At 71.3% G+C, this 25,860-nt stretch carries 21 protein-coding genes; 10 read left to right on the top strand and 11 right to left on the bottom strand.

Going from position 1 to position 25,860, the window contains the following annotated elements; genetic code table 11:
• Positions 1 to 43: 43 nt before the first annotated feature.
• The gene (locus ACWCPY_RS05110; protein ID WP_451262932.1) at positions 44 to 1,006 is read right to left on the bottom strand and encodes an urea transporter; all 963 of its coding nucleotides are present in this window, start codon (positions 1,004 to 1,006) and stop codon (positions 44 to 46) included.
• A gap of 197 nt (positions 1,007 to 1,203) precedes the next feature.
• Here ACWCPY_RS05110 and ACWCPY_RS05105 point away from each other — a divergent pair, with 197 nt between their 5' ends.
• The gene (locus ACWCPY_RS05105; protein WP_451262931.1) at positions 1,204 to 1,674 is read left to right on the top strand and encodes a fluoride efflux transporter FluC; all 471 of its coding nucleotides are present in this window, start codon (positions 1,204 to 1,206) and stop codon (positions 1,672 to 1,674) included.
• On the top strand, positions 1,671 to 2,045 hold the full coding sequence (locus tag ACWCPY_RS05100; protein ID WP_451262930.1) for a fluoride efflux transporter FluC: 375 nt from the start codon (positions 1,671 to 1,673) through the stop codon (positions 2,043 to 2,045). Before ACWCPY_RS05105 ends, ACWCPY_RS05100 begins: the two co-directional genes overlap by 4 nt.
• A gap of 84 nt (positions 2,046 to 2,129) precedes the next feature.
• Here ACWCPY_RS05100 and ACWCPY_RS05095 read toward each other — a convergent pair whose 3' ends face one another.
• Together ACWCPY_RS05095 and ACWCPY_RS05090 are read right to left on the bottom strand one after the other, a co-directional pair.
• The gene (locus ACWCPY_RS05095) at positions 2,130 to 2,306 is read right to left on the bottom strand and encodes a hypothetical protein (protein WP_451262929.1); all 177 of its coding nucleotides are present in this window, start codon (positions 2,304 to 2,306) and stop codon (positions 2,130 to 2,132) included.
• A 348-nt stretch (positions 2,307 to 2,654) separates the two neighbouring features.
• The gene (locus tag ACWCPY_RS05090) at positions 2,655 to 4,139 is read right to left on the bottom strand and encodes an SDR family NAD(P)-dependent oxidoreductase (RefSeq protein ID WP_451262928.1); all 1,485 of its coding nucleotides are present in this window, start codon (positions 4,137 to 4,139) and stop codon (positions 2,655 to 2,657) included.
• Between the two features lie 246 nt (positions 4,140 to 4,385).
• Between ACWCPY_RS05090 and ACWCPY_RS05085 the strand changes: the two genes are divergently transcribed.
• The 3 genes from ACWCPY_RS05085 to ACWCPY_RS05075 all read left to right on the top strand — a co-directional run bounded on the left by ACWCPY_RS05085 (position 4,386) and on the right by ACWCPY_RS05075 (position 7,822).
• Entirely contained in the window at positions 4,386 to 5,660 is a 1,275-nt protein-coding gene (locus ACWCPY_RS05085; RefSeq protein WP_451262927.1) for a PP2C family protein-serine/threonine phosphatase, read from the top strand.
• Positions 5,657 to 7,267 (top strand): sensor histidine kinase, encoded by a 1,611-nt coding sequence (locus ACWCPY_RS05080; protein ID WP_451262926.1) that lies wholly within the window; start codon positions 5,657 to 5,659, stop codon positions 7,265 to 7,267. Before ACWCPY_RS05085 ends, ACWCPY_RS05080 begins: the two co-directional genes overlap by 4 nt.
• 99 nt (positions 7,268 to 7,366) lie before the next feature.
• On the top strand, positions 7,367 to 7,822 hold the full coding sequence (locus tag ACWCPY_RS05075) for an ATP-binding protein (RefSeq protein ID WP_072488966.1): 456 nt from the start codon (positions 7,367 to 7,369) through the stop codon (positions 7,820 to 7,822).
• Between the two features lie 42 nt (positions 7,823 to 7,864).
• Here ACWCPY_RS05075 and ACWCPY_RS05070 read toward each other — a convergent pair whose 3' ends face one another.
• The 3 genes from ACWCPY_RS05070 to ACWCPY_RS05060 form a co-directional block, all read right to left on the bottom strand.
• Positions 7,865 to 10,228, bottom strand: coding sequence for a GH92 family glycosyl hydrolase (locus ACWCPY_RS05070; protein WP_451262925.1), 2,364 nt, complete (start codon positions 10,226 to 10,228; stop codon positions 7,865 to 7,867).
• 133 nt (positions 10,229 to 10,361) lie between these two features.
• Complete coding sequence (locus tag ACWCPY_RS05065) at positions 10,362 to 12,971, bottom strand: PA14 domain-containing protein (RefSeq protein ID WP_451262924.1); 2,610 nt, start codon at positions 12,969 to 12,971, stop codon at positions 10,362 to 10,364.
• A gap of 159 nt (positions 12,972 to 13,130) precedes the next feature.
• The gene (locus ACWCPY_RS05060) at positions 13,131 to 13,811 is read right to left on the bottom strand and encodes a (2Fe-2S)-binding protein (protein WP_451262923.1); all 681 of its coding nucleotides are present in this window, start codon (positions 13,809 to 13,811) and stop codon (positions 13,131 to 13,133) included.
• A 235-nt stretch (positions 13,812 to 14,046) separates the two neighbouring features.
• Here ACWCPY_RS05060 and ACWCPY_RS05055 point away from each other — a divergent pair, with 235 nt between their 5' ends.
• Entirely contained in the window at positions 14,047 to 15,198 is a 1,152-nt protein-coding gene (locus ACWCPY_RS05055) for a DMT family transporter (RefSeq protein ID WP_451262922.1), read from the top strand.
• Here the strand turns inward: ACWCPY_RS05055 and ACWCPY_RS05050 are convergent.
• The 3 genes from ACWCPY_RS05050 to eat all read right to left on the bottom strand — a co-directional run bounded on the left by ACWCPY_RS05050 (position 15,168) and on the right by eat (position 18,898).
• The gene (locus tag ACWCPY_RS05050; RefSeq protein ID WP_451262921.1) at positions 15,168 to 16,493 is read right to left on the bottom strand and encodes a transglycosylase family protein; all 1,326 of its coding nucleotides are present in this window, start codon (positions 16,491 to 16,493) and stop codon (positions 15,168 to 15,170) included. The two genes, ACWCPY_RS05055 and ACWCPY_RS05050, sit on opposite strands and share 31 nt — an antisense overlap.
• Positions 16,494 to 16,605: 112 nt before the next feature.
• The gene (locus tag ACWCPY_RS05045; protein ID WP_451262920.1) at positions 16,606 to 17,328 is read right to left on the bottom strand and encodes a gamma-glutamyl-gamma-aminobutyrate hydrolase family protein; all 723 of its coding nucleotides are present in this window, start codon (positions 17,326 to 17,328) and stop codon (positions 16,606 to 16,608) included.
• Between the two features lie 109 nt (positions 17,329 to 17,437).
• A complete protein-coding gene (gene eat / locus ACWCPY_RS05040) occupies positions 17,438 to 18,898 on the bottom strand; it encodes an ethanolamine permease (RefSeq protein ID WP_451262919.1) in 1,461 nt (486 codons plus the stop codon).
• Positions 18,899 to 19,184: 286 nt separating this feature from the next.
• Between eat and ACWCPY_RS05035 the strand changes: the two genes are divergently transcribed.
• The 4 genes from ACWCPY_RS05035 to ACWCPY_RS05020 all read left to right on the top strand — a co-directional run bounded on the left by ACWCPY_RS05035 (position 19,185) and on the right by ACWCPY_RS05020 (position 24,171).
• Positions 19,185 to 20,549, top strand: a complete 1,365-nt coding sequence (locus ACWCPY_RS05035; protein ID WP_451262918.1) for a glutamine synthetase family protein — start codon at positions 19,185 to 19,187, stop codon at positions 20,547 to 20,549.
• A gap of 38 nt (positions 20,550 to 20,587) precedes the next feature.
• Complete coding sequence (locus ACWCPY_RS05030) at positions 20,588 to 21,976, top strand: aldehyde dehydrogenase family protein (protein ID WP_451262917.1); 1,389 nt, start codon at positions 20,588 to 20,590, stop codon at positions 21,974 to 21,976.
• A gap of 5 nt (positions 21,977 to 21,981) precedes the next feature.
• Complete coding sequence (locus ACWCPY_RS05025) at positions 21,982 to 22,767, top strand: 3-oxoacyl-ACP reductase (protein ID WP_353791529.1); 786 nt, start codon at positions 21,982 to 21,984, stop codon at positions 22,765 to 22,767.
• Positions 22,768 to 22,854: 87 nt separating this feature from the next.
• Complete coding sequence (locus ACWCPY_RS05020; RefSeq protein ID WP_451262916.1) at positions 22,855 to 24,171, top strand: haloacid dehalogenase-like hydrolase; 1,317 nt, start codon at positions 22,855 to 22,857, stop codon at positions 24,169 to 24,171.
• 32 nt (positions 24,172 to 24,203) lie between these two features.
• Here ACWCPY_RS05020 and ACWCPY_RS05015 read toward each other — a convergent pair whose 3' ends face one another.
• Entirely contained in the window at positions 24,204 to 25,091 is an 888-nt protein-coding gene (locus ACWCPY_RS05015; RefSeq protein ID WP_451262915.1) for an alpha/beta fold hydrolase, read from the bottom strand.
• A complete protein-coding gene (locus tag ACWCPY_RS05010; RefSeq protein ID WP_451262914.1) occupies positions 25,084 to 25,680 on the bottom strand; it encodes a TetR/AcrR family transcriptional regulator in 597 nt (198 codons plus the stop codon). Before ACWCPY_RS05010 ends, ACWCPY_RS05015 begins: the two co-directional genes overlap by 8 nt.
• Between the last annotated feature and the right edge of the window lie 180 nt (positions 25,681 to 25,860).

Genomic DNA, 25,860 nt, shown 5'->3' with positions numbered 1-25,860 from the left:
GGGAGGGGTGGAGGGGTGGAGGTGGGTCCGGGGCCGGGCGTCGTCAGCTGCTCCTGCGGAAGCGGGGCAGCAGGGGGACGGCCGCCATGAGCGCCCAGGTCACGAGGATGAACGGCCAGGTGAAGGTGTGGCCGCCGAACGCTTTGAAGAACGAGGTCAGTGAGGCGGTCAGGCCGCTGGAGGCCGCGGCGCCGAAGAGCGCGTACGCCCCGTTCCACACCGTGCCGGTGAGGAAGACCGCGCCGACGGCGATGGCGACGAGCACGGCGTTGTATCCGTAGATCCCGTCGGCGATCAGCGAGGTGGGGGCGCCGAGTGCCCAGGCGGCGACGATTCCGACGACGGAGCCGGCCGCCGCGTACAGCACCACGCGCACCCCGGCGAAGGCCAGGCCGACGAGCATGATGAGTCCGACGTACCACGCGTCCACCAGGAAGACCTGCGAGACATTGGTGAAGAAGGCGTGCCACAGGTCGTCCCAGGAGATCGCGGTGTCACCGCTGGTGGTGCTGGACACGGCCCTCGGCGCTCCGTGCCAGATCCGCCCGAAGGACGGCGCCCCGAGCACCATGACGCCGGAGACCAGGCAGAACGGTGCGGTGAGCGCGGTCAGTCCGTACGGCTTGAGCAGGGTCGTCAGCGTCATCGTCAGTACGGTGCACATGATCGAGCCGATGACGGCGAGCACATAGGTCGCGGGGTGGTGCCCGAGCGAGGTGACCAGTGCGATGCCGGTGAGACAGCCGGAGTACCCGTGGAGGCCGAGGGCGATGCCGGACCGGTCGACACCGAGCGCGTAGGCGGTCAGCGTCGAGACGACGGTGCCCAGGGTGGCGAAGAGTCCGGTCCGCCAGCCCGCCGCCCACAGCCCGGCGAGGATGAACGCGCCGGTCCAGATGCACGACTGGAGGTCCACCTGTCCGACTCCGCGCACCGAGGCGAGGAGGAAGGCCGTCGGTTGCCGGCCTTCGAGCTTCCGGACGACTGCCGGCTCGACGATGGGCAAGGGAGGCTCCAGCGACTCGACGGGGAAGGGCGCTCTCCACGTGGAGCGGAGGGGGCGGGAAGTGGCTCACCGCCATCAATGCATATGCCGGGCGGCACTTCTCGTCGTGCGGTGTCCCACTGCGCCGTTCGAGTCCGGAAGTGCGCCATTGCGCGCGCTGGACCTGCCTGCGCGGTTCGGCTGGCTAGGTTCGCCGGATGTCCCCCAGGATGCGACTGCACCACCACACCCACCCCGATCACCACCCCGGGGCGCAGCCGGCCGTAGTGGTGGCCGTCGCGATCGGCGGCGCCGCGGGGGCCGTGGCCCGTTACGGCGCCGAGCGTCTCTGGCCGACCGGTCCTGCGGCGTTCCCGTGGACGATTGTGCTGATCAACGCCGTGGGCTGCTTCCTCATGGGTGTTCTGATGGTCACCCTGAAGCTGCGCTTCCCCGGATCGCCGCGGCTGATCAGTCCGCTGCTGGGCACCGGTGTGCTCGGCGGGTTCACCACGTTCTCCCACTACACGAACAACGTGCGACAGCTCTTCGAGAACGGCCGGCCCGGCTATGCGGTCGGCTATCTGCTGCTGACGGTGGTCGTGGCCCTTGCCGCCGTGACGACGGGCGCCTTCGCCGCACATCTGGCCCTGGGGCGCGGCTACGCGGACCGGGACGGCGTCCGATGACCGACTGGCTGCTGGTGCTGGCCGGCGGACTGGCCGGCGCTCCGCTTCGCTATCTGCTCGGTGTGGACGCGAAGTTCCGTCTCCACACCGCCTTTCCGTGGGGCACCTTCGCGGCCAACGCGACAGCGGCGTTGCTCCTCGGCTTCCTCTCCGAGGCGGTGACCGACGGGGATCTGGGGCCCCGGGCCCAGCTGCTGCTCGCCACCGGTTTCTGCGGCGCGCTGTCGACCTGGTCGACGTTCTCGTACGAGCTGCTGACCCTGACGTCGGCCCGCCGGCTGGCCATGGCGGCCGGATATCTGGTGCTCACCGTCGGTGCGGGCGTCGGTCTTTCGTTCGCCGGGGCGGCCGTGGCGCGGGCGGCCCTGTGAACGTCGGACGCCCCGACGGGCCGAGCTCCGGACCGCGCGATGCGGGCCGGAGCTCGGGTGTCGGTGCCGGGGTGCGCAGCGAAGTCAGTCGACGCTCGGCAGGATGTGCGGCTCGGCGAGGTCGTCCTCGTAGCCGGCCAGCCGGATCGGCGCGGACCGGGCCCAGACCTCGATGTTCCGGAGCTTCTCGGGCCCGCGGGCCCGCTCTCCGTGCCGTTCGGCCGGTCGCTTCTCGTGCTTCGTCAGTTCCGGTGTCGTCACCGCGCACTCCTTTGTGTCACGTAGCCCCGGGCATCGCCGATGTTCCGGCCTCATTACCGGGAATCGGCTGCCCGTGGAGGGGCAGGGGGCAAGAACAGTTCGGTCGCGGTGGCGCCGGGTACGGGGCGGGACGGCGACTTGGTTGAAAGCCTGTCCCAGGACGGTCGAGGAAGGTTTGTGGACTCCTCGATTACGTCCGTTCACATCAGGGTAACCAAATGAGCGCTTCCGCGCTCGATGGAACGTGTGCTCTAGGTCACTTTCAGCCACCGGATACGGGAAAGGCCCGGTCGGGAGCGACTCCCGGCCGGGCCCACGGCGGCTCACGCACGCCGCATCGGCGGACGACTACCAGTTGGCGGGTGCGTAGTCCTTGAGGAAGCAGCCGTACAGATCCTCGCCGTCCTCGCCGCGCACGATCGGGTCGTAGACCCGGGCTGCGCCGTCGACCAGGTCGAGCGGGGCGTGGAAGCCCTCCTCGGCGAGGCGGATCTTGTCGGGGTGCGGGCGCTCGTCGGTGATCCAGCCCGTGTCGACGGCGGTCATCAGGATGCCGTCCTTCTCGAACATCTCCTGGGCGCTGGTGCGGGTGAGCATGTTCAGGGCGGCCTTGGCCATGTTCGTGTGCGGGTGGCCCGCGCCCTTGTAGCCGCGGCTGAACACACCCTCCATCGCGGAGACGTTGACCACGTAGGCGCGCTTGGCTGCCGTCGCCGCCATGGCCGGGCGGAGCCGGCTGATCAGGATGAACGGGGCGGTGGAGTTGCAGAGCTGGACTTCCAGCAGCTCGATCGGCTCGACCTCCTCGACCGTCTGGATCCAGCTGTTGGTGTCGTGCAGGTCGGGCACCAGTCCGCCCGCGTCGATCGCCGTCCCGGCGGCGATCCGCTCCAGCGAGGCGGAGCCGGTGACCAGGGCGAGTTCGGTGACGTCCTGCGCGCTCAGGCCGTCCTTGCGGGCGGCCGGCAGGGCCGCGACCCGGTCGACGGTGCCGCTGCCGAAGGTGCCGATGACCTCGGCGGCGGGCAGCTCGCCCGCCGGGAGCGGCGCGGACTCGGCGTTGACCAGTTCGCTGTACGCGTTCGCGGAGCGGCGCACCGTCTGCGCCGCGTTGTTGATCAGGATGTCCAGCGGGCCCTCGGCGGCGACCGAGTCGGCGAGCGCGACGACCTGGGCGGGGTCGCGCAGATCGATGCCGACGATCTTCAGCCGGTGGATCCACTCGGCGCTGTCCGGCATCGCCTTGAAGCGGCGGATCGCGTCGTTGGGGAAGCGGGTGGTGATCGTGGTGTGCGCCCCGTCGCGCAGCAGCCGCAGCGCGATGTACATACCGATCTTCGCCCGGCCGCCGGTCAGCAGCGCACGCCGCCCGGTGAGGTCGGTCCGCGCATCGCGCCGCGAGCGGTTCTCCTTCGCGCACGACTGGCAGAGCTGGTGGTAGAACGCGTCCACCTCCACGTACCTGGTCTTGCAGATGTAGCAGGAGCGGGGCCGCTGGAGCACTCCCGCGATCTCGGCGCGGGCGGACGACGACGGCAGGACCCCCTGGGTCTCGTCGTCGATCCGGTCGGCCGAGCCGGTCGCGGTGGCCTCGGTGACCGCCTTGTCGTGCGCGGTCTTGGCGGCGCGGCGCTCCTGGCGGCGGCGCTGCTTCACCGTCCGGTAGATCCCGGCCGTGGCGCGGCGCACGGCGATGGCGTGGGGGTGGTCGATCTCGATGGTGTCGAGTTCGTCGAGCACGCTCAGGCAGACGGCCAGCCGTTCCGGGTCGATACCGGGACCGAACTCCTCAGTTCCGGGAGCGAGCTCCGGGCTGTCCTTAGTCACCGTCATTGCCGTTCCTCTGTCATCCGTCTCTCGTGGCGCCGACCGCCGTACCTGCTCCTGCCGGGCCGAACGCCCCGATCAAGTCTGCCATGCACCTGATGCTGCTCCGTTCGCGTGACTTCTCGTGCGTTCGGCGCGGATGCGAACGGCCTTCGGCCGCCCCGTCCCGGCGTCTCCTCCATGAGCCGGTCACATATGCTTCGCTGCCATGCGGCCGGGGCGTGCCGTGCCGTACGTACGAGGGGGTGCAGTGTGACCGGGCTCCCCGCGGGCGGCTCTCCGGCGAATCCCGCGCGTTCCGACGCCATCCCCGTGCAGCCGGGTCCTGCCCCGGCCGGCACCGGTTCGGTGTGGGACGTCGACGCCGTGATCCTGCTCGTCGAGGACGACGCGGGCGATGCGCTCCTGGTCGAGGAGATGCTCGCGGACAGCGAGCTGGACTCCGCGCTGACCTGGTGCAAGACACTGACGGAGGCCCGCCGGTTCCTGGCCGGCAGCCGGACCCCGTGCTGCGTACTGCTCGATCTGCATCTGCCCGATGTGTTCGGTCTCGACGCGGTCACCCAGATCGTCGAGGCGGCGCCGGACGCGGCCATCGTGGTGCTGACCGGCCGGGCCGAGGCCGATACGGGGCTGTCGGCCGTGGCCACCGGCGCCCAGGACTATCTCGTCAAGGGCCGGCTCGATCCGGAGGCGCTGGGCCGCTCGGTGCGGTACGCCCTCCAGCGCAAGCAGGTCGAGCGTGCGGCGGCGGCGCTGCGTGCCAACCGGCTGATGGCGCAGGAGAACGCCCGCCTGGAGCGCGGTCTGCTGCCCGTGCCGCTGCTGCACGACGACTCCTTCGAGGCGGTCGCGCGGTACGAGCCGGGCCGGGCGCACGCCCTGCTGAGCGGGGACTTCTACGACGTGGTGCAGACGTCCGACGGCACGGTGCACGCGGTGATCGGCGATGTGTCGGGACACGGGGCGGCGGAGGCGGCGCTGGGGGTCTGTCTGCGGGTGGCCTGGCGTACGGCGGTGCTGTGCGCGACCGGCCAGCTCGAACAGGTCCGGCTGCTGGAGGAGATCCTGGTCGCCGAGCGCTCCGACCCGCATGTCTTCGCCACCGTCACCTCGCTGGCCTTCGCTCCGGACCGGCGCCGGGTGCGGGTGGTGCGGGCCGGGCACCCCGGGCTGCTGCTGCGCAGTGGTGCCCGGGTGAGCTGGGAGGAGCCCGAGCCCGGGATGGCGCTGGGTCTGGTGCCGGGGGCGGGGACGGGGCGGTGGAGCGTCTCGGAGCTGTCGCTTCCCGGGGACGGCCGGGCCGTCCTGTTCACCGACGGTCTCTTCGAGGGGCGCTCGGGCCCGGGTTCCCGGCTGGGTGAGGAGGGGCTGCTGGCGATGGCCCGCCGGCACGGGTCACTGGCGGCCCGTGCCTTCGTCGACGCACTGGTCGACGGGGCCGCGGGGGCCGCGTCCCCGTACGGCGGCCTCGCGGACGATGTCGCCGTGCTCCACCTGGGCTGGGGACGGAGCGGCGGGCTGTGAGCGGCCGTGACGCGGGCGGCCCGGCCTCGCGCCTGTCGGTCCAGCACCGGGTGCATCTGATCCTGGCCTTCTTCGTGCTGATCGTCTGCGCCGGATCGGTCGTCGGCGGCCTCGTGCTGTCCCGGATATCCGACCGCACCACCGAGCTGGTGGACCGTATCCAGCCCGCCCGCTCGTCGTCGTTCCAGCTGCAGAACGCCCTGCTCGAGCAGGAGACCGGAGTCCGCGGTTTCGCGCTCACCGGTGATGCGACCTTCCTGCGCCCGTACGAGCAGGGGATGCGGGACGAGAGGCTGCGGCTGGCCCGGGTGCGGGCGCTCGTCGGTGACGAGCAGCCCTTCGCCGACGATCTCGACCGGATCGCCGAAGCCGCGCGGGAGTGGCGGGGCCGGCACGCCGAGCCACTGGTCGCCGCGGTCCGCCGGGACGGCCCGGCCTCCGAGTCCTCGGTGCCGATCCGGCAGAGCAAGGACGAGTTCGACACGTTGCGGCGGCTGTACACGGCCCAGCAGGCCCATCTCGACGTGGCCCGCGACCGGGCCCGCGCCGATCTGGGCACCGCCCGCACCACCCGGGACCAGGTGCTCATCGCGCTGGTCGTGGGCTTTCTGCTGACCGTGGTCTCGCTGGGACTGCTGCTGCACCGGACGGTGGGCCGCCCGCTGAACCGGCTGACCGCCGCCTCCGACACGGTCCGTTCGGGGTCGTTCGACAGCCGGATCGAGATCACCGGCCCCTCGGACGTGCGCGCGGTGGCGGCGGCCGTCGAGGACATGCGCCGCCGTATCGTCGAGGAGCTCGCCGATTCCCGGGAACGCGAGAAGCTGCTGGCGGAGCAGGCGCAGGAGCTGCGCCGCTCCAACGCGGAGCTGGAGCAGTTCGCCTATGTCGCCTCGCACGATCTCCAGGAGCCGCTGCGCAAGGTCGCCTCGTTCTGCCGGCTCCTGGAGAAGCGGGCCGCGGCCTCGCTCGACGACCGGGCCCGGCAGTACATCGACTACGCGGTGGACGGTGCCGACCGGATGCAGGTGCTGATCGACGATCTGCTCGCCTTCTCGCGTGTGGGCCGGGTGCACGACAAGTGGAAGCCGGTCGCTCTCGACCGGACGCTGGACCGTGCGCTGGCCGATCTCGCGCTGGTCGTCGAGGAGTCCGGCGCCGCGGTCGTACGGGAGGGCGCGCTGCCCGAGGTGACCGGGGACGCCACGGCGCTCTCCATGGTCTGGCAGAACCTGATCGGCAACGCGGTGAAGTTCCGCCGCCCGGACGTACCGTGCCGGATCTCCGTCGGCTGCGCAAGGGACGGCGAGGACTGGCACTTCCTGGTGGCGGACAACGGCATCGGCATCGCGCCGGAGTCCGCGCAGAAGGTGTTCGTCATCTTCCAGCGTCTGCACGGCAGGGACGAGTACGAGGGAACGGGCATCGGTCTGGCCCTGTGCCGGAAGATCGTGGAGTTCCACGGCGGCCGGATCTGGCTGGACGAGGAGACCGGCGAAGGCACCCGTATCCGTTTCACGCTGCCGGTCGCCCCCGATGCGCCCGCGCGCGCCGCGGCGGAACCACTCGTCACGGACACCATGGCCGGGGGGCCCGGCCATGGCTGAGAACTGCCGGGTCCTTCCCGGAGTGGGACCGTTCGTCGCGGGTAGGCGGACACCGAGAAGCTGTCACCGAACACCCCTGCGTCGCCCTGGCTGGAGCACATGAACGAACAGGTCACCTCGCGACCGGCCGGCCGCCCCTGCCCGGACCGGTCCACGGAGGTTCTGCACAGCGCCGAGGTGTTCGACGGCGAGCCCGGCTGCATCGCGCAGGCCCGGGCGCTGGCCGACCGTTTCCTGGTCCGGCTGGCCGCCGAGTGGCTCGCGGTCTTCGGTGAGCACACCCGCAGCGATCTTCTCCTGGCGGTGAGCGAGCTGGTCACCAATGCCGACCGCTACAGCCAGGGCCCGTACCTGCTGGAGCTGGAGGGCACCGCGGAGCGCGTCAGCGTCACGGTGTACGACTCCAGCACCGCGCTGCCGCTGTTCTACTCCCCCGACCCGACGCGCCCCGGCGGCCATGGCATGGAGATCGTGGTGGCGCTGTGCGACCGGCTGACCGCCGAGCGCGTGCCGGTGGGCAAGCGCATCCGGGCCGAGTTCGAACTCAGCAGCTGAGCTGTGGGGCGGGCGGGACGCCGCCCGCCCCACGACCACCGGTCAGCCCAGTGCGGGCGGGGCGTCCGCGGTGGCGGTGCCCCAGGACGAGGGCTCGCTGCCGACCGTGAAGGAGAGCGAGCGGGCCGAGCGGATGTCGTCGGTGGTCAGGTAGGTGCGCGTACGTGCCGTGCCGTCGAGGCGGGACGACTGGATGTAGCGGTCGGTGGCGGAGGTGCCGGGTGCGCTGACCGTGAACGATCCGTGCGGGTAGTAGCGGCGGTCGAGCCTCAGGTCGACGCGCTCGAAGGCGGGCGTGGACAGGCCCCAGGTGTCGGTGCCGGGCTGGACCGGGAAGACACCGATGGCGGACAGCACCATCCAGGCGGACATGGTGCCGAGGTCGTCGTTGCCGGTCATGCCGGTCGGGGTGTCGGTGAACAGGGTCAGGGCTGCGTGCACCACATCGGTGGTCTGCCAGGGCCGGCCGGTGGAGAGATAGGTGTACGGGGCGATCAGGTCGGGTTCGTTCTGCGGGTTGTACTTGTCGGCGTTGTAGTACGCGTAAGGGCCGTTCACCCAGACCTCACGCGCGGTCCTCGCCGGGTCGGCGAGCAGCTTGTCGTAGGCGAAGAAGGAGTCGAGTCGCCGGTTGGCGGCGTCCTTCCCGCCGATCAGCCCGACCATGCCGGGCAGATCCTGCGGGACGAGCCACTGGTACTGCCAGGAGGTGCCCTCGTGGAAGCCTTCGCTCCCGGCCGGGTCGGCGGGGCCGGTGAAGGCTCCGGCGGTGTCTCGGGCGCGGAAGAAGCCGGTCGAGGGATCGAAGATCTTCCGGTAGTTCTGAGCTCGTTCCGCGTACCGCTCGGCGTCGGCCTCGTGGCCGAGGTCGCGGGCCATCTCGCCGAGCATCGCGTCGGACAGCGCGTACTCCAGGGTGGCGGAGGCGCCGTGGTCGTAGTCCGAGTCGCCGGGCTTGGCGTGCGGCCGGCCCTTGATGTACGGGGCGAACCCGTCCCTCAGGTACTGGACGTTGGCCTCGCGGCCCACGGGTGCGGAGCCGGCGGGCGGCACCCCGTCGGCGTTCCTCTTCAGAGCCCGGTACGCCTCCTCCTCATGCCCCTTGAGCAGCCCCTGCTGGTAGGCGTTGGTGAGGAAGGGGGTGACCGGGTCGCCGGTCATGATGTTCGTCTCGACCGTGCCGTAGCCCCACTTGGGGAGCCAGCCGCTCTCGGCGTCGATGCGCAGGACCGAGAGCGCCATGTCGCGGGACTCGCGCGGGGCGAGGAGGGAGAGGAGCTGGGCCTGGGTGCGGTAGGTGTCCCAGAGCGACCAGTTCTGGTAGTAGGTGAAGGCTCCGTCGGCGGCGACGGCGCGGTGGGTCTTCCGGTCCCATCCGGTGTAGCGGCCGTCGGCGTCGCTGCCGATGTTGGGGGCGAGGAAGGACCGGTAGAGGGAGGAGTAGAAGGTGCGGCGGAGCTGCTCGCTGCCACCCCGTGCCCGTACGCCTTCGAGCCGTTTCTCCCAGGCCTGCCGGGCGGCGTGCTCAACGCGGTCGAAGCTGCGGCCGACCTCGGTACGGAGGTTGAGCGCGGCGCCGTCGGCATCGACGTAGCTCAGCGCGGTGGTGGCCTCGACGGTGCGGTCCTTCGTGGTGTCGAAGCGCAGCCAGGCTCCGTTGCGGGCGCCGGCGGCGGAGGACTTCCTGGTGCCCTCGGTGACCGTGTCGCCGTTCCACGTGCCGAAGGTGGTGAACGGCCGGTCGAAGCGGGTGACCGTGTAGAGGGTGTACGGCTTGGTGTCCTGGCAGAAGCCGCTGCCGGTGATCGTGGTCCGTACCGTCCGGCTGTCGAGGATCTCCACCTCCGACGAGAGCGTCCGGTGCAGCGACTGGCCCGCGTTGAGCAGGACGTTGGCCTTGTCGGTGGCGGGGAAGGTGTAGCGCTGCACACCGGTGCGGGGGCTCGCGGTGAGCTCGGCGTCGATGCCGGTCTTCAGTCCGACCCGGTAGTAGCCGGGGCTCGCCTTCTCGTCGTCGTGGCTGAACTCCGCGGCGTACTCGGCGTAGTCGGTCTCCGTGATGTCGCCGGTGGTGGGCAGGGCCGGCAGATCGCCGCCGAGCCCGCAGCCGACGCCGGAGAGATGGACGGTGGAGAAGCCCCGGATGTGGTTCTCGCCGTAGTCGTAGCCGGTGTTGTGGCCGGTGTCCGGGGAGAACTGCACCATGCCGAACGGCACGGAGGCACCGGGGTAGGTGTTGCCCTCGTTCTGGGTGCCGATGAACGGGTTGACCAGGTCGGTCAGTTGTCCGTCGATACGGGGCGCGGCCTGGGCCGTGGCCCCGGTGGTGAGGAAGCCGCCGAGGAGCGCGACGGCGGCGAGTGCGGCCGCCGGGGCGCGGAGCCGCGGCCGTGGGGTCCGGTGCATGGGGAACTCCTCCTTGGACAACGTTGTCAGAGCGCGATCATTCTTGGGTCCCCGGTGAGGGGCGTCAAGGGTTCGGACACGAACGCCGCGGCCCGTCCCGGGCGGACGGGACGGGCCGCGGCACTGTGACGGGTCAGGCGGCGGGACACCCCGCCACGACCGGCCGCGAGGCGTCGCGGACGAGCGCCTCCTGCGCCTTCCTGATCCGTTCGACATCGGGCTTGACGACCCGTCGGTCGTAGGTGAGGAGCCCGTTCAACTCCCCCTCGACGTCGGAGATCTGGGTGTAGACGGCGCCGTTGCTGCCCTGGCAGGCGAGCTTGCGTACTTCGTCCAGCCTGGCCAGGTAGTCGTCGGTGTAGCCGGCCGGTTCGACTGCGATGTACGACTGCTGCACGGCCCAGGCGTGCCCGGGTACGGCCAGGCCGAGCCCCCCGTACTCGCCGCTGACCAGGGCGCGTCGTCCGTCGGACCGGGGCAGCGCGGGGCTCGGATAGCCGTGTGCGTCGGCGATGTCGCCGTTGCCGCCGTCCACCGCGCCGCAGCAGTTGAACCCGCTCATGTTGTTCACCGGCCGGGTCGGGTCCCAGGACTTGGCCTGGTCGGCGATGCGGGCCTGGTCGTACTGGCCCCAGCCCTCGTTGAAGGTGACCCACATGACGACGGAGGGGTGACCGGAGTGTTCGTCGATCATCTCCTTCATCTCCCGCTCGTACTCGGCCCGGGCGGCGGCGGACGGGTCGACGGTGTTCATCGCGGGCATGTCCTGCCAGACCAGCAGGCCCAGCCGGTCCGCCCAGTAGAACCAGCGGTCGGGCTCGACCTTGATGTGTTTGCGGACGGAGTTGAACCCCATCGCCTTGTGCATCCGCAGGTCGTACGCGAGGGCCTCGTCGGTGGGCGCGGTGTGCAGCCCGTCGGGCCAGAATCCCTGGTCGAGGGTGGCCATCAGGAAGACGGGCTTGCCGTTGAGGACGGTGCGCGGGGTGCCGTTCACCTTCTCGACGGCGATCGACCGCATCCCGAAGTAGCTCCCGACCCGGTCGGATCCGACGGTGAGCTCCAGCCGGTAGAGATGCGGGTCGTCCGCGGACCACAGATGCGGGTGGGGCACGGGCAGGTCCAGCGCGGCACCGGTGCGTCCCGTGACCCGTGCGACCTTGCGCCTCCCGTCGTACGCGGTCGCCGTGACGGGCACCCCGTCCCGCACCCCGCGCACCTCGACGGTGACCTTCCCGCCCGGGACGTCGGGGGTGATGCTCAGGGAATCGGCGTGATCGGCGGCGACCGGCTCCATCCACACCGTCTGCCAGATCCCGGACGACGGGGTGTACCAGATGCCGCTCGGATCGAGACGCTGCTTGCCCATCGGCGGGTTCTCGCCGTCCGCGGAGTCGGTCGGGTCGTGGACGCCGACGATCAGCTCCTGGGTGCGGCCGGGCTTCAGCGCGTCTGTGATGTCGGCGCTGAACTTGTCGTAGCCGCCCTTGTGTTCGGCGACCCGCCTGCCGTTGACGTACACCTCGGACTGCCAGTCGACGGCACCGAAGTTCAACCGGAGCCGCTTGCCCGCCCCCACTTTCCAGCCCTCGGGGACGGTGAAGGTGCGGCGGTACCACATCCGGTCCTCGTGCCGCTCGATCCCGGAGAGCTGCGACTCGACCGGATACGGGACGAGGATCTTCTCACCGAGCTTCCTGCCGACCGGAGGCCGTTCCCCCGCCTTCGCCGCGGCGAACTCCCAGGTGCCGTTGAGGTTCTGCCAGTCGTCCCGGGTCAGCTGGGGCCGCGGGTACTCGGGCTGCGCGTTGCGTGGCCCGACCTCGGCGGCCCACTCGGTCCGGAGCTCGTACGTGGAGCGGTTCGGCCCGCTGGACCAGAAGGCCCCGACGGCCTTCCCGCCCTCCCCGGCCAGTCCCCCCGCGCCGTCGTACCGGACATCGGCGAGCCCCTTGGCGTCCCCGGCCTTGTTGCCGACCACGGGTTCCTCGAGGGCGACGGTGAGGCTGCGCGGGTCGGACGGGTCGGCCTCGGCGGCGCCCAGCGGCCACTCGGCGCCGCCTATGACGGCGTCCAGGTGGTTCACCAGCCCGGCGGGCAGGGGCGCGAGTTCCTGCGCGAAGTCCAGCTTGAGCGTGCGGCCGTCGGCGAGGACGGTGGCGGCGATGGCCCCGTCGTACGCGAAACCGTCGGGCAGCCGGAAGGCGGACTGCGGCACCGGGACCTTGCTGCCGCCGGGTTCGGTCCACTTCAGGTGGAGGTTGGATCCTCCCTGGTGCTCGAAGAACTCCACCTTGAGGTCGTAGGCCCTGCCCGCGGTCAACTCGACCGGCTGTGAGGTCTGTTCCTTCTCCCAGTCGTCGACCCAGTGGTCGATGACCGGCTTCCCGTCGATCCAGAGCCGGAAGCCGTTGTCGCCGATCATCGAGAAGACGTGGGCGCCGGTCTCCTCCGGCACGATCTTTCCGGTCCACCGGATGCTGACGTCGTCGCTCTGCCCGGTGGCCGAGGCCAGCCGCGGCTCCAGCGTCGGGAAGTCGATGGCGGGGTCGAATCCGGTCGCCCTGAGCTGCCCGAAGTCGAAGGCACCGGGGGCGGACTGGGTGTAGTACTCGCCCTTCAGGCCCCGCACTCCGCCGGAGCCGGCGGGGTCGGGGGCGGCGGATGCGGTGGGCACGGCGGTCAGACCGGCGGCGCCGAGAACTGCGGCGAGAAGCAGTACCAGGTTCTTTCTGATGCGCACGGATCCTCCTAGCTGAGGAAGGGTGGCGGCTCGTTGCGACAGGTTGTACAACGTTGGAAGGAACGGCAGTTGGCATGACAGCACGACACCCGAGTCGATGTCCAGGTACATGACAAACTGAGGGTCGAGTGCGCCGGTATCCGATGGGGCGACGGTGTGTCAGACGCTCTCGAAGACACAGTCACCGCACAGGCCGCTGGCCGGTGTGCGGTAGTACAGACAGCAGCTGCGCCGGCGGAACGCCGTGTCGTGCGGGGCGCCGGTGTGCCGGAGGTCGGGGTGGTCGAAGAGTTCGGCGGCCAGTGCGCGGGCCCGCGCGGCCACGTCGGGGCGGTGGTGCGTCCGCGCCCAGGCGACGAGTTGGCGCACCGCTCCCGCCAGCGCGGACCCCGCGTTGCCCCACAGCAGCCGGTCGGACAGGGGGCCGTCCCGGTGGATCGCCTCGGCGAGGGGAACGAGGTGGCCGTACTGGACGGCTTCCCTGATCCGGCAGGCGGTGCCGGGCAGCGATCCGGTGCCGGCCAGCCAGAGTTCGTCGGGGGCCGGGTGCCGCGGGTCCCAGTGCAGGGCGGCGGGCGGGAGACCGGGGAAGCTTCCGGTCAGGACTGCCGGTCCGAGGGCGATCGACCAGAGGCGGGAAGCCAGTCCCAGGTGCGCGACGGAGGCGGCCACTCGCCGCTCGGAGGTGTCCAGCCGGGTGGCGACGGTGTCGATCCGGGCCGTGAGCGGGTCCTGCTCCCCCGCGTACAGCCGCGCCAGCGGGCGGTGCGTCCCGCCGGGCGGCGCGGTGGTCCGCAGCGCGAAGAATCCGCCCACCGAGGCCGCCGCGGACCCGTCCATCGATTGCGCTCCTTCTCGGCATTCCGGCCTTCGGCCCCGACCCGTGCGGCCCCTGACGCGCCACGGCCCGCCGTTCACCGTATCCCCCCGCGGGCCGAGGACTCCGGGAGGGCTGAGCTCTCCGGGGGGAGAGCTACCCTCCGCAGGAGGACACTGGGACTACGGCCGTACTACCAAAGCAGTACGCCGAATCGCCGTCTCAAGGACGACGACGCAGCCGCGTGGAAGAGACATCGTGGTGTACATGAGTTCCCTTGCGCTGTCCGTGCTGCTGTCACTGGTCTCCGCGGTCGCGTACGCGGCCGGGGCGATCGTCCAGGAGCGCGTGGCGACGACCGGCGACGACCGCTCACTCGCACCGCTGCGCAACCGTGCCTGGTGGGCCGCCGTGGCGCTGAACGGCGGGGGCGCGGTGCTCCACGTCGTGGCCCTGGCCTACGGCCCGCTCAGTCTCGTCCAGCCGCTCGGAGCGCTGACCATCGTCTTCGCCCTGCCGATGGCGGCGCTCTTCGTACGCCGTCGGGCGGGAGCCACGGCGTGGCGGGGCGCGATCATGGCGAGCGTCGGCCTGGCGGGCCTGCTCGCGCTCACGGGGAACGCCGAGTCCCACTCCCTGAACGGCACGGATCAGCTGATCGTCGCCGGTGCGGCGCTCGGCGCGGTCGCCCTGCTCGCCCTGATCTCCGTGGGCGTGCGCCGGCCGGTGGTACGGAGCGTGATCCTGGCCGGGGCGGCGGGCATCGCGTTCGGCATCGCCTCGGTGTTCGTGAAGACGGTGGCGGTGGGTTGGACCTCCGGCGCCCTGGTGACGGGGCTGCCGGCACTGGTGGCGATCGCCGGTTTCGCGGCCGCCGGGATGCTGCTCTCCCAGGCCGCGTACCGGGGTGCGGGGCTGACCGCCCCGCTGGCGACGGTGACCGTGGTGAACCCGGTGATAGCGGCGGTCGTCGGCCTCACCATGTTCGGCGAGGAGTTCCGGCACGGCACGGCCGGGACCATGCTCGCGCCGGCCTGTGCGGTGCTCGCCGCGGGCGGCCTGATACTGCTCACGACGGAGCGGCTGGGCGCGGAGCACCGTGCCGCGCAGGCGGCGGGCAGCGGGCTCACGGAGACGCCGGTGGGCGGGACGGACGCGGGGGGCGAGGTGCCTGTCTTCCTGACGCCCGCGGCCCCGACGCCCGCCGTGGCTCTCGAAGCGGCCCCGGATACGTCCTCCTCGGCGCGTGCCCTGCCCACACTGATGCCGCTGGAGTGTCTGGGCCGGGTGGCGTTCGGTCCGGGGGCGTCGTCGTACACCGGCACGGAGCGGCGGGACGGCTCGTCAGCGGGGTCCGCCGATCCCGACGACGCGGCCGTTCAGACGCTGACGCCGCCCGCCCTGAGGTAGACCAGCGGGTCGATGTCCGATCCGTAGCCGGGGCCGGTGCGGATCTCGAAGTGCAGGTGCGGGCCCGTGACGTTCCCGGTGGAGCCGGAGCGGGCGATCCGCTGGCCCGCTGAGACGTGCCGGCCCTCACGCACATGCAGCGCGGACAGGTGGGCGTACTGGCTGTACTTGCCGTCGCTGTGCCGGATGACGACCTGGTAGCCGTACGCCCCGCCCCAGCCCGCCGAGACGACCGTGCCGGAGGCCACCGCCCTGATCGACGTGCCGGTCGGGACGGGGAAGTCGACCCCGGTGTGATAGCCGCTGGCCCAGGAACCGGCCTGGTGGTACGGGGTGCCGATGCCGGCCGCCACGGGGGCGACGAGACCGGAGTGGTTCTCCGTCCGCTCCTTCGGACGGTGACTCCCGGTCTTCTTCGGGTGCGGCTTCGGCTTCGCGGTGTCGTGGTGCGGCTTCGCCGCCCGGAGCCCGGGCCCGGCCGCTTGCTGCTGGGGCTTCGCCTCCTGGTGCTGCGACGCGGCCGCACGCTGCTTCGGCACGGTGGCCGTCCGGGGCTTCGGCTCCGCCTGCGCGGGCGTACCCGTCCGGGGCACCGCCTTCGGCGACCGTGCCGTGTCCAGGCTCAGGCGCTGGCCGGGCAGGATGAGGTCCGGGTCGTCGCCCACGACCTCACGGTTCTGTGTGTAGAGGTGCTGCCAGCCGCCGCGGACCTGCTTCGCCGCCGCGATCGCCGAGAGCGAGTCGCCGCGTGCCACGGTGTACGACTCGCGCTTGCCGGGGACGGTGGTCGGCGTGGCGGGGGCAGAGGTGCGCTTCGTCGTCGGCTTCCCCGCGGTGCTCTTGCCGGGGGCGGCCTTGCCGGGCGCCCGCACCTGCCCGGTCCGCTGCGACTGCGGGTTGATGTCGGCGGTGTCCCCGCCCCTGGTCAGCCCCGCCCTCGTCGAGCAGCTGGGCCACGCGCCCGGTCCCTGGGCGTCGAGCACCTTCTCGGCGATGGCGATCTGCTCGTCCTTGGTGGCCAGGTCGGCGCGCGGGGCGTAGACCGTGCCTCCGTACGCCGACCAGGTCGACCGGCTGAACTGCAGCCCGCCGAAGTAGCCGTTGCCGTTGTTGATGTGCCAGTTGCCGGTGGACTCGCAGGCGGCGACCTTCTCCCAGACATCAGTCGAGGCGGCGCCCGCCGAGGCGGCTGCGATGAGCGGGAGCGCGATGCCCGCACCGCCCGCGGTGACCGTGAGCGAGGCACGGTTGATCCGGCTGGGCTGATATCTGCGGTGCCGTCCGTTCGCGGCCATGGCTTGGCTCCCCCACTGACAGTAGGACACGTCGCAAGCGCCCAACTTATGTGCAGGCAAAGGCTGATGACAAGAGTGCACCCTCGCTCCCCCGCACCGGCCCGTCCGGCGGTCACGGTACGGGCGCGCCCGCCCCGGTGGCGGATCGGCGTCGGGCCGCCGCTTCCACGAGGGCGGTCATGACCCGGATGTCCTCGCCCATTTCGGGGTGCCACTGGACCCCCAGCACCAGGCTCTCGTGGCCGGTGAGTTCGATGGCCTCCACGGTGCCGTCGGGGGCGTGCGCGCTTGCCGTGAGTCCGGATCCCAGGCGGTCCACGGCCTGGTGGTGGTAGGTGGGCACCACGGCCGGCTCCCCGACCGCCGCCGCGTACACCGTGCCGGGAGCGGGAGTGACGGTGTGTTCACCGAAGACGCCGGTGCCTCCGGTGTGACCGTCCAGGTGCTGGTGCAGGGTGCCGCCGAGAGCGACGTTGAGCAGTTGCATGCCCCGGCAGATGCCCAGCAGTGGGACCTGCCCGTCGATCGCCGCCCCGATCAGGGCGAGTTCCCAGGCGTCCCGTGCGCGGGCGGGCGGGCCGGTGCGGGGATCGGGCGTCCCGCCGTAGCGTGCCGGTTCGACGTCGGCACCACCGGCGATCACCACACCGTCCAGTGCCGCCACCGCCTCCCGGGCCGCGTCGGCGGTGTCGTCGGGGGGCAGCATCACCGCAAGGCCGCCGGACGCCCGCACCAGGCGCGGGTAGGAGGCGGGCAGCAGGGCGGCGGGCATTTCCCACACGCCCCACCGGGCCGGCTCCTGATAGGTGCTGATGCCGATGACGGGCCGGGTCATGGAGCCCCTCCTCTGGTTCGTTCGCTGCTCGGTCGTGGTGCGGGTCCTTGCCGCGTACGCACGTGGCAGGGGCGGGTGCGGGGACAACACCCTTGTTTCGCAGTCTGGTTCAGTCCCTCGACAGCTCTGCCTCGGCCGCCGCGAGGGCGGCGAACTCCTCCTCCGGGGCGCTCGCGACGAGGCGGTGTCGGCTGTAGAACGCGAAGTAGGCCAGCGCCACCACGTACACACCCAGAGCGATGAACGCCGCGTCGCGGTCCACCAGGAAGGTCGCCACCAGTGCCGAGCATGCCAGTACCAACGCCACGGACGAGGTGAGCGCGCCGCCGGGTGTGCGGTAGGGCCGTTCGAGGTGCGGTTCGCGGCGGCGCAGCACGATGTGCGAGAGCGCCATCAGCGCGTAGCTGATGGTGGCGCCGAAGACGGCGACGTTCAGCATCCGGCCGCCGTTTCCGATCCAGGCGGCGAGCGTGAAACCGATCGCGCCGGGAATCAGCAGACCGAGGTAAGGAGACTTGCGACGGTTGGTCAGCGAGAGGAAGCGCGGCAGGTAGCCGGCCCGGGAGAGCGCGAAGAGCTGGCGGGACCCGGCGAAGATCAGCGAGAAGAACGAGGCCACCAGGCCCGCCAGGCCCGCGTAGTTGACGAAGCGGCTCAGGCCGGTGGGACCGCCCTTGCCCTCCAGCGCGACCACGAGGGGGTTGCCCGCTTCCTGGATGGCCTTCGCGCCCTGGGCCCCGGTGGCGGAGAGGAAGGTGAGCACCGCGAGCCCCACCAGCACGGTCAGCGAGATGGCGAGCGCCTTGGGCATCGACCTGACCGGGTCCTTGGCCTCCTCGGCGGCGAGCGGCACGCCTTCGACCCCCAGGAAGAACCACATGCCGAAGGGGAAGGCGGCCCAGATTCCGAGCAGCCCGAAGGGCAGCCAGGACGAGGAGCCGAACGCGCCGCTGTCCACCGGGATGTCATCGAGACGCGCGGCGTCGAAATCGGTGAACGCGCCGATGGCGAAGACCAGCAGAGCGGCCACGGCGACGGCGGTCACGATCAGGCTGAACCGCAGCGCCTCACCGACGCCCCAGAGGTGGATGCCGATGAAGACGGCGAAGCAGGCGAGGTGTACGGGCCAGCCGGAGGTCAGCCCGAACAGGCCGAGGGATTCGACGTAGTCACCGATGAACAGCGAGATGGCGGCGGGGGCGAGGATGTACTCGATGAGAATGGCCGTACCGGTCAGGAAGCCGCCCCAGGTGCCCAGGGCGCGGCGCGCGAAGCCGTAGCCGCCACCGGCGGTGGGCAGGATGGCGGAGAGTTCCGCCAGCGCGAAGACCAGGCAGGCGTACATCAGGCCCATCAGCACGGTGGCCGCGGCAAGTCCTCCGAAGCCGCCCTTGGACAGGCCGATGTTCCAGCCGGAGTAGTCGCCGGAGACGACATAGGCGACACCGAGTCCGGTCAGCAGGAGCCAGCCGGCGCTGCCCCTGCGCAGGGTGCGACGGTGCAGGTACTCGTCCGTGCCGGTCGCTGTACCGCCGGGTGGGCTGGTGGAGGTGTCGGTTCCCTGGACCATGGGGCACTCCAGTTGTGGGTCGACGGCGCCGCGTCGAGGCGTGGGAGGCGAAGAGGGTTTACATCAAAGGCTCATCGGTTCAAAGGTTCACCGCCACACCTTTATGGAACACCAGGGGAAACACAAGAGGCACGCGTTAAACGCTGGTTGCGGATGTGCGCCATGCGCGTGACGACTGAACAGGACGACGCACAGGGGCAGATTCGCCGCCATCGGGCAGCCCTCTTCCCAAGCAATGGTTCTCTGTCATACCTTATGGATCTCGGTGCACCCAAGGAGGAATCCCGTGGCAGACCGCACACCCCCGCTCGCCGTCGAGGAGCTGCGCTCACTCGTCGCGAGCGGCTCCATCGACACCGTCGTCCTGGCCTTTCCCGACATGCAGGGCCGGCTCCAGGGCAAGCGGTTCGCCGCCGGGTTCTTTCTCGACGAGGTTCTGCAGCACGGCACCGAGGGCTGCAACTATCTGCTGGCCGTGGACACCGAGATGAACACCGTCGACGGCTACGCCATGTCCTCCTGGGAGCGCGGCTACGGCGACTTCGCGATGCTGCCGGACCTCGCCACCCTGCGCCTGCTGCCCTGGCACGAGGGCACCGCGCTGCTCGTCGCGGATCTCGCCTGGAACGACGGCAGTCCGGTCGTCGCCGCGCCGCGCCAGGTCCTGCGCCGGCAGCTGGACCGGCTGGCAGGCCTCGGCTACCGGGCGCAGGTGGGCACGGAGCTGGAGTTCATCGTCTTCAAGGACAGCTACGAACAGGCCTGGGACCGCGGCTACCGGGGACTGACCCCGGCCAATCAGTACAACATCGACTACTCCATCCTCGGCACCGGCCGCGTCGAACCGCTGCTGCGCCGCATCCGCAACGAGATGCAGGCGGCCGGGCTGACCGTCGAGTCCGCCAAGGGCGAGTGCAATCTCGGCCAGCACGAGATCGCCTTCCGCTACGACGAGGCGCTGATCACCTGCGACCAGCACGCGATCTACAAGACGGGCGCCAAGGAGATCGCCGCGCAGGAGGGCGTCTCGCTCACCTTCATGGCCAAGTACGACGAGCGCGAAGGCAACTCCTGTCACATCCACCTCTCGCTCACCGACGGCAGCGGTGACAACGCGATGGCGGGTGACGGACCGGACGGCATGTCGGACCTGATGCGGCACTTCCTCGCCGGACAGCTCGCCGCCCTGCGCGACTTCTCGCTGCTGTACGCGCCGAACATCAACTCCTACAAGCGGTTCCAGCCCGGCTCCTTCGCACCGACCGCCGTCGCCTGGGGGCACGACAACCGCACCTGCTCGCTGCGTGTGGTCGGTCACGGCCGCTCCCGCCGATTCGAGAACCGGCTGCCGGGCGGCGACGTCAACCCGTATCTCGCCACCGCGGGACTGGTCGCCGCCGGGCTGTACGGCGTGGAGCACGAGCTGGCGCTGCCGGAGGTCTGCACGGGCAACGCCTACACCTCCGAGTACGAACAGGTTCCGACCACCCTGCGCGAGGCCGCCGACCTGTGGGAGGCCAGCCCCATCGCCAAGGAGGCGTTCGGCGAGGAGGTCGTCGCGCACTATCTGAACATGGCGCGTGTCGAACTCGCCGCCTACGACGCCGCCGTGACCGACTGGGAGCTGCGACGCTCCTTCGAGCGCCTGTGACCTCCGCCCCGTCCCTCACCCCCGATCGAGGCCCGTACGTGTCCCAACAGTCCGCACCGCACAGCCTGGACATCCTGAACCCGGCCACCGCCGAGGTCATCGCCACCGTCCCGGCCGCCACCGCCGCCGACGTCGACGCGGCCGTCGCCCGCGCCGCCACCGCCCAGCGTGTCTGGGCCTCGGCGGCACCGGCCGACCGTGCCCGGCTGCTGCGCCGGTTCGCCGCCGTCGTCGACGAACACATCGAGGAACTGGCCCTCGCCGAGGTCCGCGAGGCCGGTCACACCATCGGCAACGCCCGCTGGGAGGCCGGCAATGTGCGCGACCTCCTCGACTACTGCGCGGGCGGTGTCGAACGCCTGCTGGGCCGTCAGATCCCCGTCGCCGGCGGCATCGACTTCACCGTCCTGGAGCCGCTCGGCGTCATCGGCGTCATCGCCCCCTGGAACTTCCCGATGCCGATCGCCGCCTGGGGCGTGGCTCCGGCACTAGCCGCCGGCAACGCCGTCCTGCTCAAGCCCGCCGAGACCACACCGCTGACCGCGCTGCGCCTGGCGGAACTGGCCCTGGAGGCCGGGCTGCCCGCCGGGCTGTTCCAGGTACTGCCCGGCGAGGGTCCGGTGGCCGGCGCCGCCCTGGTGGACCACCCCGGTGTCGCCAAGATCGTCTTCACCGGATCCACCCGGACCGGCAAGCACATCATGACCCGCTGCGCCGATCGCGTGAAGCGCCTCACCCTGGAGCTCGGCGGCAAGAGCCCGAACGTGGTCTTCGCCGACGCCGATCTGGAGGCCGCGGCGGCCGCCGCCCCGATGTCCTTCCTGGACAACGCCGGCCAGGACTGCTGCGCCCGGACCCGCATCCTGGTCGAGCGCACGGTCCACGACCGCTTCCTCGACCTGCTGGCACCGGCCGTCGCCGCCGTGGTGGTCGGTGACCCGTCGGACGAGAAGACCCAGATGGGACCGCTGATCTCGGCCGTGCAGCGGGAGCGCGTGAGCGGGTTCGTGGACGTGCTGCCGGACAGCGTACGGACGATCCTCGGCTCGGCGCCCGACGGCCCGGGGTTCTGGTACCCGCCGACCGTCCTCGCCGGGGTGTCGCCGGACGCCCCGGTCGCCGTCGACGAGGTCTTCGGACCGGTCGCCGTGGTGCTGCCCTTCGACGACGAGGCGGACGCCGTACGGCTCGCCAACGCGACGGAGTACGGCCTGGCCGGGTCGATCTGGACCCGGGACGTGGCCCGTGCCCTGCGGGTCGGTCAGGGCCTGCGGGCGGGAAACCTCTCGGTCAACTCGCATTCCAGCGTCCGCTACGCCACCCCCTTCGGCGGCTACAAACAGTCCGGACTGGGCCGCGAACTCGGCCCCGACGCACTCACCGCCTTCACCGAAACCAAGAACGTCTTCATCAGCACGGAGGCCTGAACACCATGACCGACACCACCGCAGTCTGCCGCCGCCTGGTCGGCCGCACCGCCGTAGTCACCGGAGCCGGCAGCGGCATCGGACTGGCCACCGTCCGGCGCCTGGCCGCCGAGGGCGCGCACGTCGTCTGCGCCGATGTGGACGAGGCGAGCGGCAAGGCCGCCGCCGAGGAGGTCGACGGCCTCTTCGTACGTACCGACGTCACGGACGCCGAGCAGGTGGAGGCCTTGTTCAAGGCCGCGTTCGACACGTACGGCTCGGTCGACATCGCCTTCAACAACGCGGGGATCTCGCCGCCCGAGGACGACTCCATCCTGGAGACCGGCCTCGACGCCTGGCGCCGGGTGCAGGAGGTCAACCTCACCTCCGTCTACCTGTGCTGCAAGGCAGCCATCCCCTACATGCGCCGTCAGGGCAAGGGCTCCATCATCAACACGGCCTCGTTCGTGGCCCGGATGGGCGCCGCCACCTCGCAGATCTCCTACACCGCCTCCAAGGGCGGCGTGCTGGCCATGTCGCGCGAACTGGGTGTGCAGTTCGCGCGGGAAGGCATCCGGGTCAACGCGCTCTGCCCCGGCCCGGTCAACACCCCGCTGCTCCAGGAGCTGTTCGCCAAGGACCCGGAGCGGGCCGCGCGCAGGCTGGTGCACATCCCGGCCGGCCGGTTCGCCGAGCCCACCGAGATGGCCGCCGCCGTCGCCTTCCTGGCCAGCGACGACTCCTCCTTCGTCAACGCCACCGACTTCCTGGTCGACGGCGGGCTCACCGGCGCCTACGTCACACCCCTCTAGACCGTGTGCGGACGCGGGACGGGACTGACTGCAGGGCGTCCCGTCCCGCGTCCGCGGAGACCGCCCACACCACAGGAGTGTCCTCGCGTGCCTCAGCTCCGTCCCGCACTCCGGTCCGCCGCCCGGCCGGCCGTCACTGCACTCGCGCTCACGGCGGCCCTGACCACCGCCGTCACCGCACCCGCCCGGGCCCACGACCTCCCCGCTCCCGGCCGCTCCTGCCCGCGGCTGACCGTGTCCACCGGCTGGTACGGGGCCAACCAGTCCCGTGTCCAGGGGCTCATCGACCGGTACGGAAGCTGCGCACGCCACCACCTCGACGGCCGTGCCGCGCCGGTGGCGGTCTTCGACTGGGACAACACCGTCATCAAGAACGACGTCGGTGACGCCACGATGTTCTGGCTGCTGCGCAACTCCCGGTTCCGCCGGCCCGAGCGGGGAGACTGGCGCACCACCAGCCGCTACCTCACCGACGCGGCGGCCAGGTCGCTGCGGGCCGCCTGCCCGGACGGCACCGGCCCCGACCGCACCCTGCCGACCGCGACCGACACGGCCTGCGCCGACGAGATCCTCTCGGTCTACAGCGAGGCCACCACCACCTCCGGGCAGGATGCCTTCACCGGCTACGACCGGCGCACGATGGAGCCCTCGTACGCCTGGCTGGCGCAGCTGACCCACGGCTGGACGCCGGCGCAGGTGCGCTCCTTCGCCGCCGCGGCCCGCGCCGAGAACCTGGCCGCCCCCGTGGGCGCCACCCAGAAGGTCGGCAGCACCACGGACGCCACCGGCTACGTCCGCTACTACGACCAGCAGCGCGATCTGATCCGCACGCTGCGCCGGGCCGGGTTCGACGTGTGGATCGTCTCCGCCTCGCCGCAGCCCGTGGTCGACGTCTGGGCCAGGGGTGTGGACGTCGCGCCCGGGAACGTGATCGGGATCCGGTCCACCACCGAACGGGGCCGCCACACCTCGCACCTGAGCTCCTGCGGCACCGAACGCCCCGGCGACGACTCGCAGATCACCTACATCGACGGCAAGCGCTGCTGGATCAACAAGGAGATCTTCGGCGTGCGCGGCGCCGCCGCCTCCCGGGTGCAGGCCCCCGCGAAGCGGCCGGTGTTCGCCGCCGGGGACTCCGACACGGATGTGTCGATGCTCCGTGACGCGACCGGGCTGCGACTGGCCCTCAACCGCAACAAGGCCGAGCTGATGTGCCGTTCCTACGACGACGCGGACGGCAAGTGGCTGGTCAACCCCATGTTCATCGGGCCGAAGGGCCGGATGAACGGTGTGTATCCGTGCGCCAGTACCGGATACACCGCCTCGGACGGGACCTCGCGGCCGGTACGCCGCGGCGACGGCAGTGTGATCCCCGATCAGAAGGACACCGTGTTCGCGGGCTGACGCAGGGACAGCCGCGGGCCGCCCTCCGGGGCTCAGCCGAGCGTTCCCCGGAGCGTCCGGTCGAGCAGGACCGCCCGCAGCCGCTCGGCGAACGCGTCGGGGTCCTCGGTGCACCCGGTGTGGCCACCGGGGAACTCCACGAGCCTGGCGCCCGCTTCGTCCGCCAGCCGGGCCCCGGGAAGCGCCGTGAGCAGGGTGCGCGAGTCCTGCCCGACGCCGATGACCAGCTGCCCCGCGCCACGGCGCAGCGCCGCCGGGTCCGGTGCGTAACCACTGAACGAGCACAGCACATGCTCCAGGAAGACCGGAAGGTTGGCCCGCATCCGCTGGAACGCCTCGGCCTCCCGCGCGGACGGTTCGGGCGCGGCCCTTCGCTCGGCCCCGGCCGGCGGCTCCGCCTCCGGGTCCGTCAGGCCCTCGGTCATGGTGGCCATAGCCGCGGCCACCCCGCCCTCGCGGAAGGATTCGCGTACCGCGGCGAAGAGCTTCCTTCCTCGTTCCGGATCGGGCATCAGTTCCACCAACGGCGGTTCATGCGCCACGACTTGATGCAGTCGCTCCGGGTGGCGGGCGAGCAGGTCCAGGGCGACGATCGCGCTCGAACTGGAACCGAAGACGGACACCGGCCCGCCGTCCGGCGCCAGCAGTTCGATCAGCCGGTGGGCGTCCTCGCTGTGCACAGCCGCCCTCTGGTCGCCCGGCGCACCGTCGAGAACGCTGCGCGAGTAGCCGCGCGGGTCGAAGGCCGCGACCCTCCAGCTGTCGGCCAGCCGCTCCGCCATCCGGTCGTAGAGCCCCGCGTCGGCGCTCCCACCGGGCATCATCAGCAGCAACGGGCCCTCGCCGCGCACCTCGTAGTACAGCGTCGCACCGGGCACCTTCAGATGTCCGGTGTGCTCCGGCACCGCACGGTCAGCCATGATCCTTCTTCCTCTCGTCCGTCGCGGACGGCCAGTGCTCCAGCAGGAAGTGCAGGGCCTCGACGGACCGCTCCCAGGACGTCTGCACATCGCGTGGCGCACCGAAGCCGCCGCTCGCCTCCAGGGCGCAGTAGCCGTGGAAGGTGCTGCGCAACAGCCGTACCGCGTCCGTGAGATCGGGCTCGGACAGGCCGTAGGCCCGCAGCATCGCGCCCGTGGTCTCGATGGTGCGGTGGTACGCGGACGACTGCGCGACGACTTCGGGGTCGACCCGCATCTGCGTCGCCTCGTACCGTCCGGGCCGCTCCAGGGCGAAGGCCCGGTAGGCGCCGGCGAACGCGACCAGGGCGTCCTTCCCGGCCCGGCCGGCCACGGCCGCGGCGATCCGGTCGATGAACTCCCCGGCGGCCAGCAGCGCGACCCGGGTCCGCAGATCGTGCAGATTCCTGACGTGCGAATACAGGCTGGCGTCCTTGACTCCGAAGCCGCGGGCCAGTGCGGAGATCGTGACCTTGTCGAAGCCGATGGAGTCGGCGAGATCGGCCGCCGCCTCCACCACGCGTCCGGTCGTGAGACCCGCCCGAACCATCCGCCACCTCCGTCGAAGCACCTAGGCACCCTAGGCAGTTGCCTAATATACACAGGGAGCCCGTCCGGGCGATGCCGAGCAGGCCGTCCCGGCACCCCGTGCACCACCCACATCGGCCCCGACAGGGCCGGGCACTTCGTGAAGATGGCCCACAACGTCGCGCAGTTCGGCGAAGCCGCA

This window comes from Streptomyces sp. NPDC002403 (genome assembly GCF_053593015.1).
The sequence above is the reverse complement of the archived record's forward strand: the minus strand, read 5'-3'. Positions and strand labels throughout refer to the sequence as shown.

What these genes read in the sequence shown, in the direction of transcription:
- ACWCPY_RS05070 (WP_451262925.1), bottom strand. Translation starts at nt 10,228, where the DNA reads ATGCACCGGACCCCACGGCCGCGGCTCCGCGCCCCGGCGGCCGCACTC.
- ACWCPY_RS05010 (WP_451262914.1), bottom strand. Translation starts at nt 25,680, where the DNA reads ATGGTTCGGGCGGGTCTCACGACCGGACGCGTGGTGGAGGCGGCGGCC.
- eat (WP_451262919.1), bottom strand. Translation starts at nt 18,898, where the DNA reads ATGGTCCAGGGAACCGACACCTCCACCAGCCCACCCGGCGGTACAGCG.
- ACWCPY_RS05105 (WP_451262931.1), top strand. Translation starts at nt 1,204, where the DNA reads ATGTCCCCCAGGATGCGACTGCACCACCACACCCACCCCGATCACCAC.
- ACWCPY_RS05050 (WP_451262921.1), bottom strand. Translation starts at nt 16,493, where the DNA reads ATGGCCGCGAACGGACGGCACCGCAGATATCAGCCCAGCCGGATCAAC.
- ACWCPY_RS05025 (WP_353791529.1), top strand. Translation starts at nt 21,982, where the DNA reads ATGACCGACACCACCGCAGTCTGCCGCCGCCTGGTCGGCCGCACCGCC.
- ACWCPY_RS05060 (WP_451262923.1), bottom strand. Translation starts at nt 13,811, where the DNA reads ATGGACGGGTCCGCGGCGGCCTCGGTGGGCGGATTCTTCGCGCTGCGG.
- ACWCPY_RS05100 (WP_451262930.1), top strand. Translation starts at nt 1,671, where the DNA reads ATGACCGACTGGCTGCTGGTGCTGGCCGGCGGACTGGCCGGCGCTCCG.
- ACWCPY_RS05090 (WP_451262928.1), bottom strand. Translation starts at nt 4,139, where the DNA reads ATGACGGTGACTAAGGACAGCCCGGAGCTCGCTCCCGGAACTGAGGAG.
- ACWCPY_RS05045 (WP_451262920.1), bottom strand. Translation starts at nt 17,328, where the DNA reads ATGACCCGGCCCGTCATCGGCATCAGCACCTATCAGGAGCCGGCCCGG.
- ACWCPY_RS05015 (WP_451262915.1), bottom strand. Translation starts at nt 25,091, where the DNA reads ATGGCTGACCGTGCGGTGCCGGAGCACACCGGACATCTGAAGGTGCCC.
- ACWCPY_RS05075 (WP_072488966.1), top strand. Translation starts at nt 7,367, where the DNA reads ATGAACGAACAGGTCACCTCGCGACCGGCCGGCCGCCCCTGCCCGGAC.